General features: G+C 65.2%; 16 protein-coding genes. 11 read left to right on the top strand and 5 right to left on the bottom strand.

Annotated features, from left to right (window positions below):
• Window positions 1–192 precede the first annotated feature (192 nt).
• Genes IPL75_11050 through IPL75_11040 form a run of 3 tightly spaced genes read left to right on the top strand, consistent with a single transcriptional unit; the run spans window position 193 to window position 4962 of the window.
• The gene (locus IPL75_11050) at window positions 193–711 is read left to right on the top strand and encodes a YggT family protein (protein ID MBK9240778.1); all 519 of its coding nucleotides are present in this window, start codon (window positions 193–195) and stop codon (window positions 709–711) included.
• A gap of 48 nt (window positions 712–759) precedes the next feature.
• Entirely contained in the window at window positions 760–2487 is a 1728-nt protein-coding gene (locus IPL75_11045) for a tetratricopeptide repeat protein (GenBank protein MBK9240777.1), read from the top strand.
• 54 nt (window positions 2488–2541) lie between these two features.
• The gene (locus tag IPL75_11040) at window positions 2542–4962 is read left to right on the top strand and encodes an ABC transporter permease (protein MBK9240776.1); all 2421 of its coding nucleotides are present in this window, start codon (window positions 2542–2544) and stop codon (window positions 4960–4962) included.
• 284 nt (window positions 4963–5246) lie between these two features.
• Here the strand turns inward: IPL75_11040 and IPL75_11035 are convergent, their stop codons facing one another.
• Entirely contained in the window at window positions 5247–5639 is a 393-nt protein-coding gene (locus tag IPL75_11035; GenBank protein MBK9240775.1) for a c-type cytochrome, read from the bottom strand.
• Window positions 5640–5920: 281 nt separating this feature from the next.
• Here IPL75_11035 and IPL75_11030 point away from each other — a divergent pair, with 281 nt between their 5' ends.
• On the top strand, window positions 5921–6607 hold the full coding sequence (locus tag IPL75_11030; protein MBK9240774.1) for a hypothetical protein: 687 nt from the start codon (window positions 5921–5923) through the stop codon (window positions 6605–6607).
• Here IPL75_11030 and IPL75_11025 read toward each other — a convergent pair.
• The 3 genes from IPL75_11025 to IPL75_11015 are packed head-to-tail and all read right to left on the bottom strand — an operon-like array spanning window position 6597 to window position 9906.
• The gene (locus IPL75_11025) at window positions 6597–8741 is read right to left on the bottom strand and encodes a thioredoxin domain-containing protein (protein MBK9240773.1); all 2145 of its coding nucleotides are present in this window, start codon (window positions 8739–8741) and stop codon (window positions 6597–6599) included. The genes IPL75_11030 and IPL75_11025 overlap by 11 nt on opposite strands.
• Window positions 8742–8756: 15 nt before the next feature.
• On the bottom strand, window positions 8757–9725 hold the full coding sequence (locus tag IPL75_11020; GenBank protein MBK9240772.1) for a YihY/virulence factor BrkB family protein: 969 nt from the start codon (window positions 9723–9725) through the stop codon (window positions 8757–8759).
• A complete protein-coding gene (locus IPL75_11015) occupies window positions 9700–9906 on the bottom strand; it encodes a YtxH domain-containing protein (protein ID MBK9240771.1) in 207 nt (68 codons plus the stop codon). The genes IPL75_11020 and IPL75_11015 overlap by 26 nt, the downstream gene beginning before the upstream one ends.
• Window positions 9907–9974: 68 nt before the next feature.
• Here IPL75_11015 and IPL75_11010 point away from each other — a divergent pair, with 68 nt between their 5' ends.
• From IPL75_11010 to IPL75_10980, 7 genes are read left to right on the top strand one after another with little or no spacing between them, the layout of a single operon-like run.
• Window positions 9975–11582: a methylcrotonoyl-CoA carboxylase gene (locus tag IPL75_11010; protein MBK9240770.1), complete on the top strand. Its 1608-nt coding sequence runs from the start codon at window positions 9975–9977 to the stop codon at window positions 11580–11582.
• A 23-nt stretch (window positions 11583–11605) separates the two neighbouring features.
• On the top strand, window positions 11606–12379 hold the full coding sequence (locus IPL75_11005) for an enoyl-CoA hydratase/isomerase family protein (protein ID MBK9240769.1): 774 nt from the start codon (window positions 11606–11608) through the stop codon (window positions 12377–12379).
• Between the two features lie 7 nt (window positions 12380–12386).
• Window positions 12387–13877, top strand: coding sequence for an acetyl-CoA carboxylase biotin carboxylase subunit (locus IPL75_11000; GenBank protein MBK9240768.1), 1491 nt, complete (start codon window positions 12387–12389; stop codon window positions 13875–13877).
• Between the two features lie 2 nt (window positions 13878–13879).
• On the top strand, window positions 13880–14362 hold the full coding sequence (locus IPL75_10995; protein ID MBK9240767.1) for a hypothetical protein: 483 nt from the start codon (window positions 13880–13882) through the stop codon (window positions 14360–14362).
• Window positions 14363–14365: 3 nt separating this feature from the next.
• The gene (locus IPL75_10990) at window positions 14366–15268 is read left to right on the top strand and encodes a hydroxymethylglutaryl-CoA lyase (GenBank protein ID MBK9240766.1); all 903 of its coding nucleotides are present in this window, start codon (window positions 14366–14368) and stop codon (window positions 15266–15268) included.
• Window positions 15265–16035: a class I SAM-dependent methyltransferase gene (locus IPL75_10985; GenBank protein ID MBK9240765.1), complete on the top strand. Its 771-nt coding sequence runs from the start codon at window positions 15265–15267 to the stop codon at window positions 16033–16035. The genes IPL75_10990 and IPL75_10985 overlap by 4 nt, the downstream gene beginning before the upstream one ends.
• Window positions 16020–17060, top strand: a complete 1041-nt coding sequence (locus tag IPL75_10980; GenBank protein MBK9240764.1) for a cyanophycinase — start codon at window positions 16020–16022, stop codon at window positions 17058–17060. Before IPL75_10985 ends, IPL75_10980 begins: the two co-directional genes overlap by 16 nt.
• Here IPL75_10980 and IPL75_10975 read toward each other — a convergent pair.
• Window positions 17032–17535, bottom strand: a complete 504-nt coding sequence (locus tag IPL75_10975) for a hypothetical protein (protein MBK9240763.1) — start codon at window positions 17533–17535, stop codon at window positions 17032–17034. The genes IPL75_10980 and IPL75_10975 overlap by 29 nt on opposite strands.
• Window positions 17536–17606 lie beyond the last annotated feature (71 nt).

Genomic DNA, 17606 nt, shown 5'->3' with positions numbered 1-17606 from the left:
GTAGACTTAAAATCCTGAGTGCCGCAAGGCACGTGTGGGTTCGATTCCCACCCCCGGCACCATTGCGCTGGCGCTGTAATGGACAAATGCCACAAGTGACCGAAATGGCGAAATGCCGCCAGCCTCTGTCTCCTCCGGGACATCGCCCTGCCTTGCACCTGTGTTGCAGTGACTCCAGTCAGGAGTTTGCACATGAATCAGGATCACACGCTCGCCGCCGAGGAAGAGCGCCTTCGGCGTCAGCATGACGCCATCAAGTCGGACGTCAGTCAGCGCGTGCAGGACGACGTCGCGCGGGAGACGATCGTACCAACGCCTGCAGAACGGGGAGGGACCGAGGCCCTGGCGGGCGCGCTGAAACAGAAGGCTGTGCGCGAGGTGGCGTCAACTGAGGCCCAGATCCAACGCGGCGGCGCTGCGGCGCGTGTATCGCAAGTCGTCGACTACGTCTTCTTCCTCATCTACGGGTTCATCGCCCTTTCAATTCTGCTTGAGGCGCTTGGCGCACGCGAAAGCGCCGGATTCGCCCGGTTCATCGCGGCCGTTACCTCACCACTGCTCGCGCCATTCCAGGGCCTGCTCAGGGACCCGTCGTTCGGGCCATCCCAGTTCATGATTTCGTACGTGCTGGCGCTGGTCGTGTACGCCATGCTGCATGCGGCGATTAACGGCGCGCTCCGCATGGTGGCGCACCGCAAGATAGAGGTCTGATTCAAGGCGGTGTGCTGACCGGCGCCCAGCCGGGATATCGTCTATCGCGTGACGGCACGACCCGCCAAGACACACATGGCGACAACCGTCCCCGGTGTAACCCGGGGGCGGACGGTCGCGCTCGCGTTGGCGCTCGTTGTCGGCGTTGCAGCGCTCTACGCGCGCGCGGTGTGGTTCGACTTCGTCCTGCTCGACGACCCTTCCTACATCGTCGAAAACCCACAGGTGATGGGAGGGTTGACCTGGCCGGGGGTCGTGTGGGCCTTCACGACCTTCTACAAGGGGTACTGGATTCCGCTGACGTGGCTGTCGTACATGGCCGATGTGTCGGTCGGTGGCCGGGGCCCCGCGATGTTTCACGCCACGAACATCGCCTTGCACGCCGCGAACGTGGCGTTGTTGTTTGGCCTGCTCGTGCGGATGACCCGGGCCCCATGGAAGAGTCTGGTCGTCGCCGCACTGTTTGCCGTGCATCCGTTGCATGTGGAATCCGTGGCCTGGATCACGGAGCGCAAGGACGTGTTGAGTACCTTCTTCGCATTGCTGAGTGTTCACCTCTATGTGCGGTATACCGCCAGGCCGCGCGTGACGGTGTATGCCGGCATGGCCGCGTGCTTCGCGCTGAGCCTGATGGCGAAGCCGATGATGGTGACGCTGCCGGTGCTCCTCCTGTTACTGGATTTCTGGCCGGTCGAGCGATTGCAGTTCCACCGTGAGACGCGATGGCGCACATTGGTAGCAGAAAAACTGCCGCTGCTGGCCATCGCTGCCGCAGCTTCCGTCCTCACGATAGTGACCCAGGGAAATGCCGGTGCGCTGGCGAACTTTGATGCCCTGCCGTTGGGCCCTCGCATTGGTTACGCCATCCTTGGCTACGGGGCCTTCCTGTACCGGCTAGTGTGGCCGGTGGGGCTCAATGCACTCTACGCCTTCCCCGAGCCTCTTCCCCTCGGCTGGACACTTGCCGCAGGTGTGGTGCTGGCTGGTATTTCATACGCGGCGGTTCGTGCGGTCCGGACGCGACCGTACGTGACGATGGGATGGTTCTGGTTTGTGATCGCGATGGCTCCAGTGAGCGGCGTGCTGCAAGCGGGTCAGCAGTGGACAGCAGATCGCTTCGCGTATGTGCCGTTCATCGGCTTGTATATCGCGATTGTGTGGCTGGTGGCGCCGGTGATGGCTCGTGTGCGCTACGGTGCCGTGGTCGCGAGCGTCGCGGTGATTCTTGCGGCGGCCGTGGCCGCGCACACGCAACTGGGCTACTGGCAGAATGGCGAAGTGTTGTGGCGGCGCATCCTGGCCACTGGTGGCGATGCGGTGCGCGGGAACATTGTGCTCGGCTTCGAGATGTCGAGGACCGGCCGTAAAGACGCCGCCATCGAACACTTCGAAGAAGTACTGCGCGTGCAGCCGGATCACGTAGAAGCCAAAGGAAGACTGGGCACGGTTCACGCCGAACTGGCCGACGCTCTTGAGCGGGCCGGCAAGCTGGATGAAGCGGTGGCGCACTATCGCGACGCCGTTCGCCTGATGCCAGACGCCGCGGAGGTGCAGAACAATTTCGGCGCCCTGCTCGCCAGCCAGGGCCGGGCGGCCGAGGCCCTGCCCCACTTCGCCGCCGCCGTGCAGCGATTGCCCAAGTGGGAAAGTGCCCGGCTCAACTATGCGGTGGCTCTGGCGCAGACCAATCAACCAGCCGAGGCGTTTCGACAGTTCGAAGAGGTGTTGCGCATCAATCCGTCGAACGCACTGGCGCGGCGGGCCCTCGGCAGATAGCCGCCACAAAAGAATGTCCAAACTTTCCCAGGCCGCATCCCGTCTTCTGAACCCATGTCTTCCCTGCTCCAGGATCTGAAATACTCGCTGCGAGGCATCGGCCGCCGCCCGGGCCATACCGCGTTGATCGTGCTGACGCTGGCCATTGGCCTGGGCGTCAACACGGTGGCATTCTCCAGCGTCAATGCCCTGCTCTTCCGGCCGTTCCACATCACGAACGCCGACAAGTACGGCTGGGTGTTCGCGGGGCCCCAGGGCGACTCGTTCTCAGGTGTGTCGCTCGAGATGTTCGAGGCTCTGCGCGCGAGGACCTCAACTCTGGAGGCACTCGTGGCCGAAGGTCGGATGCCCCTGGCCGCGGCGGCCGCAGCAGGTCCGGAGCAGGTGTGGGGACTGGCCGTCTCGTCCAACTACTTCTCGGTCGTGCAGGCGCCGATTGTGGCCGGCCGCGCACTGTCGCCGACCGACACCGCCGCCGGTGCCGTGCCGATCCTCATCAGCGAACGGTACTGGCGCAACCACTGGAATGCCGCATCAGACCTGACGTCCATCCGGCCGGTCATGAACGGGCAGCTGACGAGCGTCATCGGTGTCGTGGCCGATTCCTTCCAGGGGCCAGGAGGCATCTTCGAGCCGCATCTCTGGTTCCCCCTCGACGCCTCAGCCCAGTTGCGCCTGGCCATCACGCCAGGCAGCGAGTGGCTGACGATGATGGCGACGCCGGCGGCGGGCGCGTCCGCGCGGCAGATTGGCGCGGAAGTGGAAGGCATCGTGAGGGGTGTCGACACGGTCAGCGCCGAGGGTCGAACGCCGGGCCGTGAACGGCGCGGGCAATACGTCCCCATCAGCGACGGCCACCCTGAAGCTCGCGCGTTGGGCGCACCGGCGGCCATGGCGATGGCGGCCGTGGGCCTGGTGCTCCTGATCGCCTGTTTTAATGTCGCAGGATTGATCCTGGCCCGCTCCGCCGAGCGCCAGCGTGAATTGGGCCTCCGAACGGCGCTGGGCGCTAGCCGCATGCGACTCACGCGCCAACTTCTGGTCGAAGGCCTGGTGCTCGCCAGCATTGCCGGCACCGCCGCGCTGGTGCTGGCGGCCTGGAGCGAAGCGCTCCTGGGCGGCTTGAGCCTTCCCGCGCCTATCCCACAGCGCCTGCACTTCACCATGGACTGGCGCATGGTCGCCTTCACTGCGGCCCTGGTCATTGTTGCTGCCGCTGTGCCGGTACTGACACCGGCGTGGCAGGTGTTCCGGACCAATCCGATCGGTTGGCTCAAGGCCGGTACGGCAGGGTCAGTGGGCGGATCGGCACGGGCCAGGCGCGGGTGGGTCTCTCTGCAAGTGGCCGGATCTACCGTCTTTCTGACATTGGCGCTTATGTTCGTCACCAGTTATGTGGCGGGCCTGCGCACCGACCTTGGCTTCAACACCAGCCACGTGGCGCTGTTACAGGTGTCGCCAACCAATTTCTCGATCGCGCCAGAGCGCCAGCGTGCGCTCGTGACCGATCTGGTGTCCAGGCTCAAGACCGCGCCCGCGGTTGAACAGGTCAGCCTGGCCGATCGCACGCCGTTCCAGATTGGGGTCAATCAGACGCGCCTGCTCTCCACCGACGGCCGCAACTGCGACAACGGCGGCTGTGTCTCAGTCGTCTCATCCGGCGTCAGCGCGGCATTCTTCGAGACGATGGAGATCCCCCTGCTAGCCGGCCGGTTGTTTGACGACGCCAGCGGGGCGGACGCCGAGACGGCCGTCATCAGCGCCGCCACCGCCGAGGCCCTCTGGCCCGGCCGCAGTCCACTCGGAGAGCAAATCCACGAGAGCGCCTCCGATCGCCCACGCCAAGTCATCGGCGTCGTCGCCGACATCGTGCTCCGCCTCGACCGGCCGAACGGGCCGTCTCTCTATCGGCCGATCACCGATGAACAACTTGCCGCCCCGGTCACCGTTGTCGCCCGCAGCCGCGTTGATGCTGATGCCGCGGCCGCCTTGCTCAGAAGCACTTGGCGCGACCTCGACCCCACGCTGCCTCCGGCGACGGTGCAGACCATGGATCAGCGAATGGAGTTGCCGCTATGGCCGTCGAGGGTCGGAGCCGCATTTTTCGCCACCTGCGGCTTGCTCGCGGTCGTGTTGGTGACGGTCGGGCTGTTCGGCGTCACGTATTACGCCGTGGCACAGCGCACCCGGGAGTTCGGCATCCGCCTCGCACTGGGAGCCACAGGCCCGGACCTTCGTCGCCTCGTACTGGGCGAGTCGATGCGCCTGATCATGCCCGGCCTGATCGTTGGTCTTGCCGGGGCCGCCGCGCTCGCGGCCCTGGCGCAATCCGCACTCATTGGCGTGACAGCTCTTGACCCGCAGTGGTACGCCGCGGCCCTGGCGCTTCAGATCGCCGTCGCTCTGCTCGCCAGTTGGTCACCTGCGAGGCGGGCTTCGCTGGTCGCGCCGCACACTTCGCTCCGCAGCGACTAGGCGCTTCGCGCGTAATGGCGAAATGTCACAAATGTCCGAAATGGCGAAATGTCGGACAAACCAATGCAGTGAAGAATCTGGGAATGTCCTTGGTGACCAATGGTTGAATCTGCCTCTCCAAGGTCATTCATCCATTGCACGCCTTCGACATTCGAACATTCTTCCCTGCAATGGTTGTCCGCATTGGTTTATCCGACATTTCGCCATTTCGGACATTTGTGACATTTCGCCATTACGCCGACCAGCGGATCGGCGCTCGTCTACCTCGCGCCTCGGCGCTGGTCTCACCTCGCGGGCGTCTTATTGCCCCGATGGCACGTCTGGCAGGTGATCTTGTTCGTGTCCCCCTTGCGCGGTCCCACATCCTTCAGCGCGTTGTTGAGCTGACTGGTGAGGCGCAACATGATCCTGGCCGTCGCCTTGGGCTCCTTCGTGTCGGCGGCGAAATTGTAGGTGGACAGGTCATCTCCCGCGCCGTCATGGCAGTACCAGCACCGGACGCCCAACGACTGTGTGGCGCCTTTCATCACCCCCATGAGCTGATCCTGCGTGATGTCCTTCGGCAGCACCTGGAGGTTTGTATACGCCGCCGGCAGTTGAGGCGCACCCGTGGCGCGCACCCCGGCCGCCGAGATCAGCAGCCCTGCGCCGCACACCAGCCAGACGCCATGCTTCATCCCTGACTTCATTCAAGACTCCCCTTGAGGGCACGACACCGCGAAGTGCGCGTCGTCCTGCGGCAGACGAAGTGCAAGCCCCGGGCCACGCGCTGCACACTGAAGGCTGAGGACCGTCGGGGACGAAACAGGCGGCGGCGGGACGGATACGCCTTGAACGTGACCAGGCGCAGGCGGCAGCCGGCACGCTCTTCAGGCGATTGAATGCCCCGCACCAATGTCTTGGGTCGCTTCGCTCGTCAAAGGTGAGATGTCACAATGGACGACGTGACGCCATCATCATGAAGCCCTGGAAATTGCTCGGCGAAAGTCAGACCCCAGATGGCACGCGCCTCACCCTGATGGAGCACGACCGGGACCTGGTGATCCTGGCCAACGGCAAGATGCTCATGTCGAGCCGGGCCCATGGCTCGGAAGAAGAGTTGGCGGCGCTCGCGTGCAAACACCTCGCCACCGCCGAATCGCCACGGGTGCTCGTCGGTGGTCTCGGGCTTGGCTACACCTTGAGAGCCACGCTTGATTTGCTCCCACCCACCGCATCCGTCGTGGTTGGCGAACTGGTGGCTGGAGTCGTGGAGTGGAACCGCGGACCGCTCGGGCCACTTGCGAATCACCCGCTCGACGACCGGCGCGTGAAAGTCATCATCGATGATGTCGGAAAGACGATGAGGCTTGATCGGGAGGGGTTCGACGCCATTCTGCTTGACGTGGACAACGGCCCCGACGCGTTCACGGCCACGGGTAATGCCGCGCTCTACGCCAACGACGGCGTGCTCTCGGCCCTTCGCGCGCTACGACCCGATGGTGTGCTGGCCGTGTGGTCGGCCTGGGAGGATCGGAAGTTTGAGCAGCGACTGCGCTGGGCCGGCTTCACGGTCACGGTGCATCGCATGCGCGCGCGACTCAAGCGCGGAGGCCCCAGACACACGATCTTCGTGGGAAAGCGCGCCTCGGCGCCTACAGAATGACGCGACTGGGCGCCGCGAGGTCGTCGAGCAGGCGTTCGAGCTCTGCAGCGGTGGTCACGGGCCGCTGGCAAGCGAAGTCAGCACAGACGTAGGCAGCCGCGCGGCTGTCCACAGGCGTCATCGCCGCGAGCCACGGTAAGCGCCCCGCGAGTGCGTCCTGCCCTGCCCCGGGCGTGAGCGTGAGTTGCACGGCGAAGGGCAGATAGCGCCCGGCCACCACGCGTTCGAGCGCGAGCCGGTACTCACCGGGCGCGCCGACAATCACGATCTGAGACGCCCGTGCGTGCCAGGCCGCCAGGTTCGACACCATGTAGGGCATCACGCGTGCGACGCGGCCCAGTTCGGTGCCGTAACGCTCGAGTGAGCGCTTCGCGCGGTCCATGAACGTGTGGTCGCCGGTCAGATGCGCCAGCACCATGAGGTTGCGCACGGTGACGGACGCGGCGGCGGGTTCGGCGCCGTCATAGTCTTCCTTGAGCCGCAGAAGCACCGATGGGTCTTCGCCGGTGGTGCTGAACCAGCCGCCATCGGTCTCGTCCCAGAACTTTTGGGTCTGCACCTCGGTCAGGGTCAGCGCCCAGTCGAGCCACTCGGCGTCGCCGGTGGCCTGGAACAGTTCGATCAACCCATGAGCGAGACACGCGTAGTCTTCGCAGAAGGCGTCCACCGCCGCCTCGCCAGCGCGAAACCTGCGCTGGAGCGTGCGGCCCGTGTCGTTCCAGACCGTGCGCTTCAGGCTGCGCGCCGCACGCACCGCCGACTCGCGCCACTCATCGCGGCGTGGGCTGTCCACCAGGACCCGGGCCGTCCGGGCAAACGCGCCAATCATCAATCCGTTCCAGGCCGTGATGACTTTGTCATCGAGGTGCGGGCGGGGCCTGTCACTGCGGGCCTCGTACATCCGCCCCCGCATGTCGGCCAGCACCTGCAGCACCTCCTCGGCGCTGCGGCCTGTTCGTGCCGCAATCTCATCCACCGACTGCGCCACATAGGGAATGTTGAGACCGCGAAACTCGCCGTGCGGGTCGGACGGCGCATTGCCCGCATCTTCCAACCCAAGCCTGCGACGCACGATCGGGGCATCGGCCTGGAAGAGGCGATCGATCTCTGACGTCGCGAACACGTAGAAGGCGCCCTCACTTTTGACGTCACCGCCCGGCACCAGCGAGTCGGCGTCTTCGGCGGAATAAAACGCGCCGTCCGACGCCGTGAGGTCGTGCCGCACGTAGTCGAGCGTGTCCTCGGCCACCGAGGCGTAAAACGGGTCACCACTCGCCTGCGACGCGGCCAGGTTCGCGAGCACCAGCTGCGACTGGTCGTAGAGCATCTTCTCGAAATGCGGCACACGCCACTCGGCGTCCACGGAGTACCGATGGAAGCCGCCGCCCAGATGATCGTGAATGCCGCCAAGCGCCATCGCCCGCAACGTATCCACCGTCATCTGCCGCGCTTCGTGAACGTGCGTGAGTGCCCAGGCGTCGAGCAGGAACAGGAGTTCCGACGGTCTGGGGAACTTCGGCGCACCGCCGAAACCGCCGTTGCGCCGATCGTAGGCCTTGGTGAAATGGCTGACGCCCTCGGTCACGGCCGACACCGGCGCGACGGGCACCACGGTTGGCAGCGCGGCAGACGCGACGGTCTCGCGCAACTGCGTCAGCAGTCCCGCGGCCGCTGTTCGCACCTTGGCCGGGTCGTCTTTCCACGCGGTGGCCAGGTGCGTGAGCACTTCGCTGAATCCCGGCCGGCCCCATCGCGACGTCGGCGGAAAATACGTGCCGCCGAAAAAGGGATGCAGGTCGGGCGTCAGGAACACCGTCATCGGCCACCCGCCCGCGCCGGTCGTGGCCTGCACAAAGGTCATGTAGACGCGATCGATGTCGGGACGTTCTTCGCGGTCAACCTTGATGGAAATGAAGTCGCGATTGAGCTGCGCCGCGATCGACTCATCCTCGAACGACTCGTGCTCCATCACGTGACACCAATGACACGTCGAATAGCCAATCGAGAGGAAGATGGGTTTGTTTTCGTCGCGCGCTCGGGCAAACGCGGCATCGCCCCAGGGATACCAGTCCACGGGATTGTTTGCGTGCTGAAGCAGATAGGGACTGCGTTCGTGCTGAAGACGGTTTGCCATGTGTCTCTTCGAGGGTCAGGCGACCGGCTCACGCTCGGGCGCGGCCGGTTCTGTTTGTGGAATCTGCTTCCGCAGGCGCGCATACGCGGCAGACACTTCCGCGCCGTACAGCAGTATCGCCGCCGAGAAGTACACCCAGGTCAGGAATGCGATTACCGTGGCTACCGACCCATCAACGTTGAAGCGCGACAAGTCCCGCAGGTACCACGTGAACAGCGCAAATGCCCCGCGCCAGAGCAGGCCGGCCAGCAACGCACCGACCCAGACGTCTCTCAGACGCACCTCCGCGTTGGGAGCGTAGTAGTAGATCAGCCCCACGACCATCATGAACAGAGGCATCGGCGCATTGCGCACCACCACGCCCTCCACCCATCCCACCAGCGGCCATCTCGCCGACAAGGTGTTGAACCATCCGGTCTCGCTCACCTGAAGGGCTCCCACGATGACAAGGGCGACAACCATCAGGACGCCGGCGGTGAGAAGCATCAGGAGCGTAAACAGTTTGTGGTGCCAGAATCCGCGTGGCTTCTCCACACCCCAGGCATGATTCACGGCGGAGGTGATGGCGCCAAAGACTCCCATGGCCGCCCACAGCATCACCAGTGTTCCCATCACGCCCAGTTGCAGGGCGCGCGGGCCCAGGGCCTCGATCTGCGCCAGGAACTCCACACGGGCGGGCATCGCCCGCGTCAGCAGCTGCAGCAGTGTCGATCCCCCCTCGCTCATCGCGAGCTGACCAAGCACCGACAGCACCAGCAGTGAAAACGGGAAAAGTGACAAGAGCGCGTAGTACGCAATCGAGGCCGAGAACGTCAGGTTCTCGCTGTTGAAGAACTCCACGACGCCTCGCCCGGCGGCCTGCACGCCGATCGTGAGGCTGCGCGCCAGTCGCCGGCCCAGCCGCCTGGCCGTGCGAACGGGCCTGGGCGGCCCGGCCGTCTCGGGCGGTGCGCCGGTGCTACGAGCGTCCGAAGGGGGAGACATCCGCGCGCGCGTTCTTCACCATGGACCGGGCGCGGTCAATTTCGGTCGCCAGGTCCGCGAGTCGGGGTTCAAGGTCTTCACGAAGCCGGCGCCCATCCTCGGTGAAGAACAGGTAGCCCATGCAGCCGCCCACGACGGCGCCCGCCAGGGCGCCGAGCAAGATGGAGGTACGGTCACTCACGGTATTTCCACTCCCATGGGGGCCATTGTACTTCGCCTGACCGCCACGCCTGTACAATGGTCGCGCCGATGGAACCGCTCACCAGCCTGATCAAAACCACTGCGCCCGAGTACGTGGCCAATCGCGATCGGATGCTGGCGCTGCTCGAACAACTCAAGTCGCGAATGGCCCAGGTTGGCGAAGGCGGCGGTCCCCGATATGTCGCCAGACACCGGGAACAGGGCAAGCTCCCGGTTCGCGAACGCATCGAGAAACTGCTGGACCCGGGTACGCCATTTCTGGAGCTCTCGGCGCTTGCCGCGTGGGACCTTTACGACAACGAAGCCCCCTCCGCCGGGGTCGTCACGGGCATCGGACGGGTGTCTGGACGCGACGTGATGATCATCGCCAACGACGCCACCGTCAAAGGCGGCACGTACCTGCCGCTGACGGTCAAGAAACATCTCCGTGCCCAGCAGGTGGCGCTCGAAAATCGCCTGGCCTGTGTCTACCTGGTTGACTCGGGCGGCGCGTTCCTTCCGTTGCAGGCCGAGGTCTTCCCCGACCGCGATCACTTCGGGCGCATCTTCTTCAATCAAGCGCGAATGTCGGCTGAACGGATCCCGCAAATCGCCATCGTCATGGGCTCCTGCACGGCCGGTGGCGCCTACGTCCCTGCGATGTCCGACGAAACGGTCATCGTAAAAGGCACCGGCACCATTTTCCTGGGCGGGCCGCCGCTCGTGAAGGCGGCCACCGGCGAAGAAGTGTCGGCCGAGGATCTGGGAGGCGCCGACGTGCACACGCGCCTCTCCGGCGTGGCCGACTATCTCGCTGAAGATGACGAGCATGCGCTGGAACTGGCGCGCACGATCGTCTCGACGCTCCACACCACCAAACACCTGCCGCTCGACATGACCACACCGGAAGCGCCGCGGTACGATCCGCAGGAACTGTACGGCGTGGTCAACATCGACCCCAGGCACCCGTACGACGTGCGTGAAGTGCTGGCGCGCATGGTGGATGGCTCGCGCTTTGATGAGTTCAAGGCGCGCTACGCCACAACCGTGGTCACCGGCTTCGCGAGGCTCCACGGATTCCTGGTGGGCATCGTGGCCAACAACGGCGTGCTCTTCTCGGAGTCGGCGCTGAAAGTCACGCACTTCGTCCAGATGTGCAACCTGCGTGGCATTCCGCTCGTGTTCCTGCAGAACATCACCGGCTTCATGGTGGGCCAGCAGTACGAACGCGGCGGCATCGCCAAGGACGGCGCCAAGATGGTGCACGCGGTGGCCAACTCCGTGGTGCCGAAGTTCACAGTGGTCATCGGTGGCTCGTTTGGCGCCGGCAACTACGGCATGTGTGGGCGTGCGTATGAACCGCGGCTGCTGTGGATGTGGCCCAACAGCCGCATCTCGGTGATGGGCGGTGAGCAGGCGGCATCGGTGCTCGCGACTGTCAAGAAGGATCAACTCGCCCGTGAAGGCACGGCGTTCAGCGCCGAAGACGAAGCCGCCCTCAAGGCGCCAATTCTGCAGAAGTACGACACCGAAGGGTCGCCCTACTATTCCACCGCCCGGCTGTGGGACGACGGGGTGCTGGACCCGGCACGTACGCGCGACGCGCTGGGGCTGGGGCTGTCGGCTGCGTGCAACGCGCCAATTGCGGACGCGCGGTTCGGCATCTTCAGGATGTGATCCCGTTAGAGCGGATGTCACCAATGTCGACACTTCTCGTCTCGCCAGGTCCCGTCACCACGGTGACGCTGAACCGGCCCACCGTGCGCAATGCGTTCAACGAAGAGCTGATTCACGACTTGTCCGAGTGGGCCGCGAGTGTGCCCACCGACGGGTCGGTGCGTGTGGTCGTGCTGCGAGGCGCCGGCGCGTCGTTCTGCGCGGGGGCCGACCTGCAATGGATGTCGAAGATGGCTGGCTATTCTCGCGAAGAGAATCTCGCCGATGCGCGAGTGGCTGCGGCGATGTTCCTGGCGCTCGACAGCTTGCCCGTCCCGGTCATCGGCCGCATCCATGGAGCCGCACTGGGCGGCGGCGCGGGCCTGGCGGCCGTCTGCGATGTGGTCGTGGCTGCTGATACGGCCATGTTCGGATTCACTGAAGTGGTGCTCGGCATTCTGCCGGCGATGATCTCCCCCTACGTGGTCCGGAAGATTGGACTTTCGGCGGCCCGCGAGTTGTGCCTCAGTGGCGCGCGGTTCTCGGCAACGCGAGCTCACCAGATTGGCCTGGTCCACGACGTGGTCAGCGAAGACCGGCTCGATCTCACGGTGGACCGGCACGTCGCGCAGTTCCTGAAGGCCGGTCCGGGCGCCGTCGCCGCCACCAAGCGCCTGCTCAGCCAAGTGGCCGGCCATGCTCCGGCGGATGTCATGGACCAGACCGTGGACGCGATTGCGACGCAGCGTGTGTCAGCCGAAGGCCAGGAAGGCATGCAGGCATTCCTCCAGAAGCGGCCCGCGTCGTGGCAGGCATGAACCGGTCATGATTCGCCGGGTCCTCATCGCCAATCGGGGTGAAATCGCCGTCCGCATCATTCGCGCTTGCCGCGAACTGGGCATCGAGACCGTCGCGGTCTACTCGGAAGCCGACGCCGGAGCCCCGCACGTGATGGCCGCGCACGATGCGGTGTGCATCGGTCCGGCCGCAGCATCAGCCAGTTACCTGCGCGTCCCGGCCATTCTGGACGCCGCCGCCCGGACGGGCGCCGACGCCATTCATCCCGGTTACGGCTTCCTCTCTGAAAACGCCGGCTTCGCTCGCGCGTGTGAAGAACGCGGCCTCACCTTCATCGGGCCATCGTCATCGGTCATCGAGCGCATGGGCTCCAAGACAGCGGCCCGGGAAGCCGTGTCGAAAGCCGGCGTGCCGGTGGTGCCCGGAGACACGCCAACCGGTCAAGGCGCGGAGGCCGTTCTCGCATCGATCGCGAAGGTGGGATATCCGGCACTGCTCAAGGCCTCTGCCGGCGGCGGGGGCAAGGGCATGCGAATCGTCCGCACCGAGGCAGAAAGCGCGGAGGCGATTGATGCGGCCCGCCGTGAAGCCGAACGCTCTTTCGCCGACGGCACGCTCTACGTCGAACGATTGATCGATCGGCCGAGGCATATCGAAGTGCAGGTCATGGCCGACCAGCACGGTTCCACCGTGCATCTGTTCGAACGCGACTGCACACTGCAACGCCGGCATCAGAAAGTGATCGAAGAAGCGCCGGGTCCCACCATGACGCCCGCACTGCGCGAGCGCATGACGCGTGCAGCGGTGGCTGCCGCCGCCGCGGTGGGCTACGTCAACGCGGGCACGATCGAGTTTCTGCTATCGGGTGAGGACTTCTATTTCCTCGAGATGAATACGCGGCTGCAGGTGGAGCATCCGGTCACCGAAATGCTGACGGGCCTCGACCTGGTGCGCGCGCAGCTACTGGTGGCCTCCGGTGAGCCGCTCCCCTTCAGGCAAGACGATGTGACGATGCGGGGCGCCGCGGTGGAGTGCCGCGTCTACGCCGAAGACCCGTTTGCGAACTTCCTGCCACAGGCGGGGCCACTCCTCCGCTACCGCGAGCCCCAGGGGCCCGGCATTCGCGTGGATGCCGGCGTAACCGAAGGCCAGCACATCTCCGTCCACTACGACCCGATGATCGCCAAGGTCATCACGTCTGGAGAGACCCGCGACGCCGCGTGGGCGCGAGCCGCACTCGCGCTGCGGTCCTTTGAGATTCTCGGCATTCGCCACAACATCTCGTTCCTGCTGGCGCTGCTCCACAATCCCGAGGTGCGCGCCGGCCGCACACACACGCGCTTCATCGAAGAACATCTGGCTGAATTTACGGCGCCGCCCGCTGACAACGACATGCACGCGCAAGTGGCTCTGGCCGCGATGCTGTCTCTCACTGGCGCTGCGAAGCCTGCGGTGGCCGAGGGTCGCGTGTCGGGTGGCGTTGATCCGTGGTCGTCGCTTGGAAAGGTGGCGTGGTAGCGATGGCGACGGCCTTTCGACTCAGCGACGGCCGCCGCGACTGGCTCGCCAGCGTGGAAGGCTCTGTCGTCACCATCGACGGCGTTGAAGGCGAGTTCATTGTCACCGCGCGCCCTGACGGCCGGTGGTCGATTACCCATAAGACAGACGGAAGCCTTGGGCGAACCGCCGTGGGCGTGCAAGCACCTGACGGCGTCTGGACCGGTGTTGATGGCGCCACAACCCAGTGGCAGGTGGAACCCGCATCGTCGCGCGTGCGGCACAGAGTGGTTGACGACAGCATCAGGGCGCCCATGTCGGCCACGGTCATCAGGCTGCATGTGGAAGTGGGCAGCGCGGTGTCGGAGGGCGACCCACTGGTGGTGGTTGAAGCCATGAAGATGGAGATGCCGCTGCGTGCACCTCGTGACGGCAAAGTGAAAGCCGTGCATTGTCGCGAAGGCGAGTTGGTGCCTGCGGCGGCGGTGCTCGTGGAGTTGGAATAGGCCGTGGCCACATTGCCGAAGACGGTGACGGTGGTGGAGGTGGGCCCGCGCGACGGCCTGCAGAATGAAGCCGCGCGAATCAGCACAACGGACAAGATCGCGTTTGTCGATCGACTCAGCCTTGCCGGCCTGCGCGAGATCGAAGTGTCGGCCTTCGTCAGCCCGAAATGGATTCCGCAGCTCGACGACGCAGAGGATGTCTTTGCGGGCATCACGCGGAAACCGGGCGTGAGGTATTCGGCGCTGGTCCCTAATGTGAATGGGCTGGAGCGCGCGATCGGGGCGGGCGTCACCGACATCGCGATCTTCCTTGCTGCCTCTGAGACATTCAGCCAGCGCAACACGAATCGATCGATCGACGCGTCGTTCGAGGCCTACCGCAACGTGGCCTCGATGGCCACAACCGCAGGCCTCCGGGTCAGGGGCTACCTCTCGACCGCATTCGGCTGCCCGTTTGAAGGAGACGTGCCTGTCGAACGCGTGGTGACGCTGACGCAGCGACTCCTCGACATCGGAGTCTTCGAAGTGGCGGTCAGCGACACGATCGGCGTGGCCCATCCCGGCCAAGTCAAGGCGATGCTGCCGCGTCTGCTTGCGGCCATTCCCGCCGACCGCGTCGCCCTGCACTTTCACGACACGCGCGGCATGGCGCTCGCCAACGTGCTGGCCTCGCTTGAGTTTGGCATCACCACGTTCGATTCGTCGGCCGGTGGCCTTGGCGGATGTCCGTACGCCCCGCGAGCCACGGGAAACCTCGCCACAGAAGATCTGGTCTACATGCTGAACGGCCTCGGCATCGAGCCGGGCATCGCCATCGACGCGGTCTCGGACGCAGCGCTGGCGCTCGTGCCGGCGTTGGGCCACGCCCTTCCCTCGCGTTATACCCAGGCGCGCCCCGCGCGATGATTGCGGACCCAAGACTCACGACATGGCTTGTGGCGCTCGAAGCGCGCCACATGGCCAACCTGACGCGCCAGGAATTCACGCGAGCCGTTCGTGCGCTCTCGGCGCGTTATGTGGAACGACGCAGCCAGTTGCCCGAGCGGTCACCCCTGGATTCGGCCGGCAAGCGCGCGGCGTTCGCACTCTTTTATGCACCGGTCCACCTGCTGACGACACGCGAGGCGATTGCGCACCTTGGCGTGCGCACGGACATGTCATCACTCGTGGACCTCGGATGCGGCACCGGCGTGTGCAGTGCGGCGTGGGCGCTGTTGCACGAGACGCCGCCGTTCATCACCGGTATTGACGCGCATCCCTGGGCGCTTGATGAGGCTCGCTGGAACTGGCGCACACTCGGCCTTCGGGGCCAGGCCACTCGCGGCGACCTGGTGGCGGCCGCCAGGAACCTGCTCAAGCAGAGCGACGCGGTGCTCGCCAGGACTGGCGTGATCGCCGGATGGTCCATCAACGAATTGGCGAAGCCCGAACGCGCACAGTTGCTTGAGGCCATCGATCAACTGCTGGGTCGAGGCGTGACGCTGGTCATCCTCGAACCCCTGGCTCGTGGGGTCACGCCCTGGTGGGACGAGTGGGTGGAGCGCCTGGCACCTCGAGGGATTGTCTCGGGCGACGTCAAGACTGATACTGACCTGCCGGCACCGCTGGACTCCTTCAGCGACGCAGCGGGGTTTCGACAGAAGGGCTTGGGGGCCAGATGTTTGCACCGATGACGTGGAAGCGCAGCCTGGTGCTACGCGCAGCTGTTGTGGCGTGTGTGATCGCCGGGCCATTGGCCTCCCAGGAGCCGGCGTGGCCGACGACGGTGACGCGCGGCGAGTTGTATGACCACTATCTGACCGGCAACGAAGCGGATGTGAAGCCGGCCACCACCGGTGGAGTGTTGCTGGCGGGTGGCGGGACGGATCAGCCTGACGCGTTCAAGTGGCTGTTCGCGCATGCGGGCGGCGGCGACATCGTGGTGCTGCGTGCGTCCGGGGCCGACGGCTATCACCCCTTCGCCATGAAGATCGGTGGCCTGGACTCGATCGAAAGTTTTGTCGTCAAGTCTCGCGAGGCGTCGTCTGACCCGAAGCTCCTGGAACGCCTGGGACGCGCCGAGGCGATCTTCTTCGCCGGCGGTGATCAGAGCAAGTACGTCACGTTCTTCAAAGACTCACCGGTGGAGACGATGGTCAACGCGGCCGCGGCCCGTGGGGTGCCGGTCGGCGGTACGTCAGCCGGACTGGCGATCCTCAGTGAGTTTTCGTACTCCGCCATGCGCGCGTCGATCACCACAGCGCAGGCGCTGGCCGATCCGCTGTCGCCGGACATCACCCTCGACAAGGACTTCCTTTCCTTGAAGTACTTGGACGGGCTCATCACCGACAGCCACGTGGTGGAACGAAGCAGGCTTGGACGCACCGTCGCCTTCATGGCGCGCCTGCACCAGGATGGCTGGCTGAAGGCGAATGGCGCCACTCCGGCTCGTCCGGCCCGTGCGCTGGCGATCGATCGTGAGACGGCCGTCCTGCTGGAACGCGATGGCACCGCCACCGTCGTAGGCCCCAACACCGCGTACTTCATGGAAGCCGCCCAACCGCCGCAGCAATACCGCGCCGGCACGCCGCTCACCTATCACCCGATTCAAGTCTACAAAGTGACGCGCGCCTCTACGTTCAACTTCACGACGTGGTCGGGCACAGGAGGCCAGTCGCTCACGTTTGAGATCAGGGACGGCGTGTTCCAGGAGCGCTGAGTTCGCTCCTCACTTGCCGCTCGACGGCAATCGCAGCCGCCGTCTCGAACGACGCCGCGCCATCGCTGACCCATCCGATCGCCGTGAACCGGGCGCGCATCGACGCGTCATCCCGCACAGTTGGGTCGGTCGCAATTTCCACCACATGTTGCAGTTCGTGGCCCAGCAGTTCGATGCGCCGCCGCGTTGGCAACCGCGGATTGATATAGGTGCGCACGTACCGCACCAACCCGGCAGAGGTCACCAACTGGGTCGCGGCGCGCGGCACCGTGTTATCCAGTCGGAACTCGACCTGCAGGATGACGTCGGAGGCTTCAATCATTTTCAGGAGCCCGGCCACTGTCGGCGACCGCTTCGCCGCCAGCTGTACCAGGTCGGCCATGTGGTCCGATTGCGGACGAACCCGCGGCGAACGCGCAGCGATGGACAGCACAGACAACGACAGCAGCAACACCATCGGCCAGGCGCGTTTCATGAGTGACTCCCAGCGACTGGGACGAGACTCGGTGCGCACGCGCCCAACAAATGTGACGGACGACGCAGGCG

It is taken from the genome of Acidobacteriota bacterium, assembly GCA_016716905.1.
GTDB lineage: Bacteria > Acidobacteriota > Vicinamibacteria > Vicinamibacterales > SCN-69-37 > SYFT01.
The sequence above is the reverse complement of the archived record's forward strand: the minus strand, read 5'-3'. Positions and strand labels throughout refer to the sequence as shown.

Bases quoted from the DNA above. Each gene is read 5' to 3' on its own strand.
- IPL75_10995 (MBK9240767.1), top strand. From the start codon at position 13,880: ATGGCGACGGCCTTTCGACTCAGCGACGGCCGCCGCGACTGGCTCGCC.
- IPL75_11050 (MBK9240778.1), top strand. From the start codon at position 193: ATGAATCAGGATCACACGCTCGCCGCCGAGGAAGAGCGCCTTCGGCGT.
- IPL75_11000 (MBK9240768.1), top strand. From the start codon at position 12,387: ATGATTCGCCGGGTCCTCATCGCCAATCGGGGTGAAATCGCCGTCCGC.
- IPL75_11030 (MBK9240774.1), top strand. From the start codon at position 5,921: ATGAAGCCCTGGAAATTGCTCGGCGAAAGTCAGACCCCAGATGGCACG.
- IPL75_11010 (MBK9240770.1), top strand. From the start codon at position 9,975: ATGGAACCGCTCACCAGCCTGATCAAAACCACTGCGCCCGAGTACGTG.
- IPL75_10975 (MBK9240763.1), bottom strand. From the start codon at position 17,535: ATGAAACGCGCCTGGCCGATGGTGTTGCTGCTGTCGTTGTCTGTGCTG.
- IPL75_11035 (MBK9240775.1), bottom strand. From the start codon at position 5,639: ATGAAGCATGGCGTCTGGCTGGTGTGCGGCGCAGGGCTGCTGATCTCG.
- IPL75_10980 (MBK9240764.1), top strand. From the start codon at position 16,020: ATGTTTGCACCGATGACGTGGAAGCGCAGCCTGGTGCTACGCGCAGCT.
- IPL75_11005 (MBK9240769.1), top strand. From the start codon at position 11,606: ATGTCGACACTTCTCGTCTCGCCAGGTCCCGTCACCACGGTGACGCTG.
- IPL75_10985 (MBK9240765.1), top strand. From the start codon at position 15,265: ATGATTGCGGACCCAAGACTCACGACATGGCTTGTGGCGCTCGAAGCG.
- IPL75_11040 (MBK9240776.1), top strand. From the start codon at position 2,542: ATGTCTTCCCTGCTCCAGGATCTGAAATACTCGCTGCGAGGCATCGGC.
- IPL75_11025 (MBK9240773.1), bottom strand. From the start codon at position 8,741: ATGGCAAACCGTCTTCAGCACGAACGCAGTCCCTATCTGCTTCAGCAC.
- IPL75_11020 (MBK9240772.1), bottom strand. From the start codon at position 9,725: ATGTCTCCCCCTTCGGACGCTCGTAGCACCGGCGCACCGCCCGAGACG.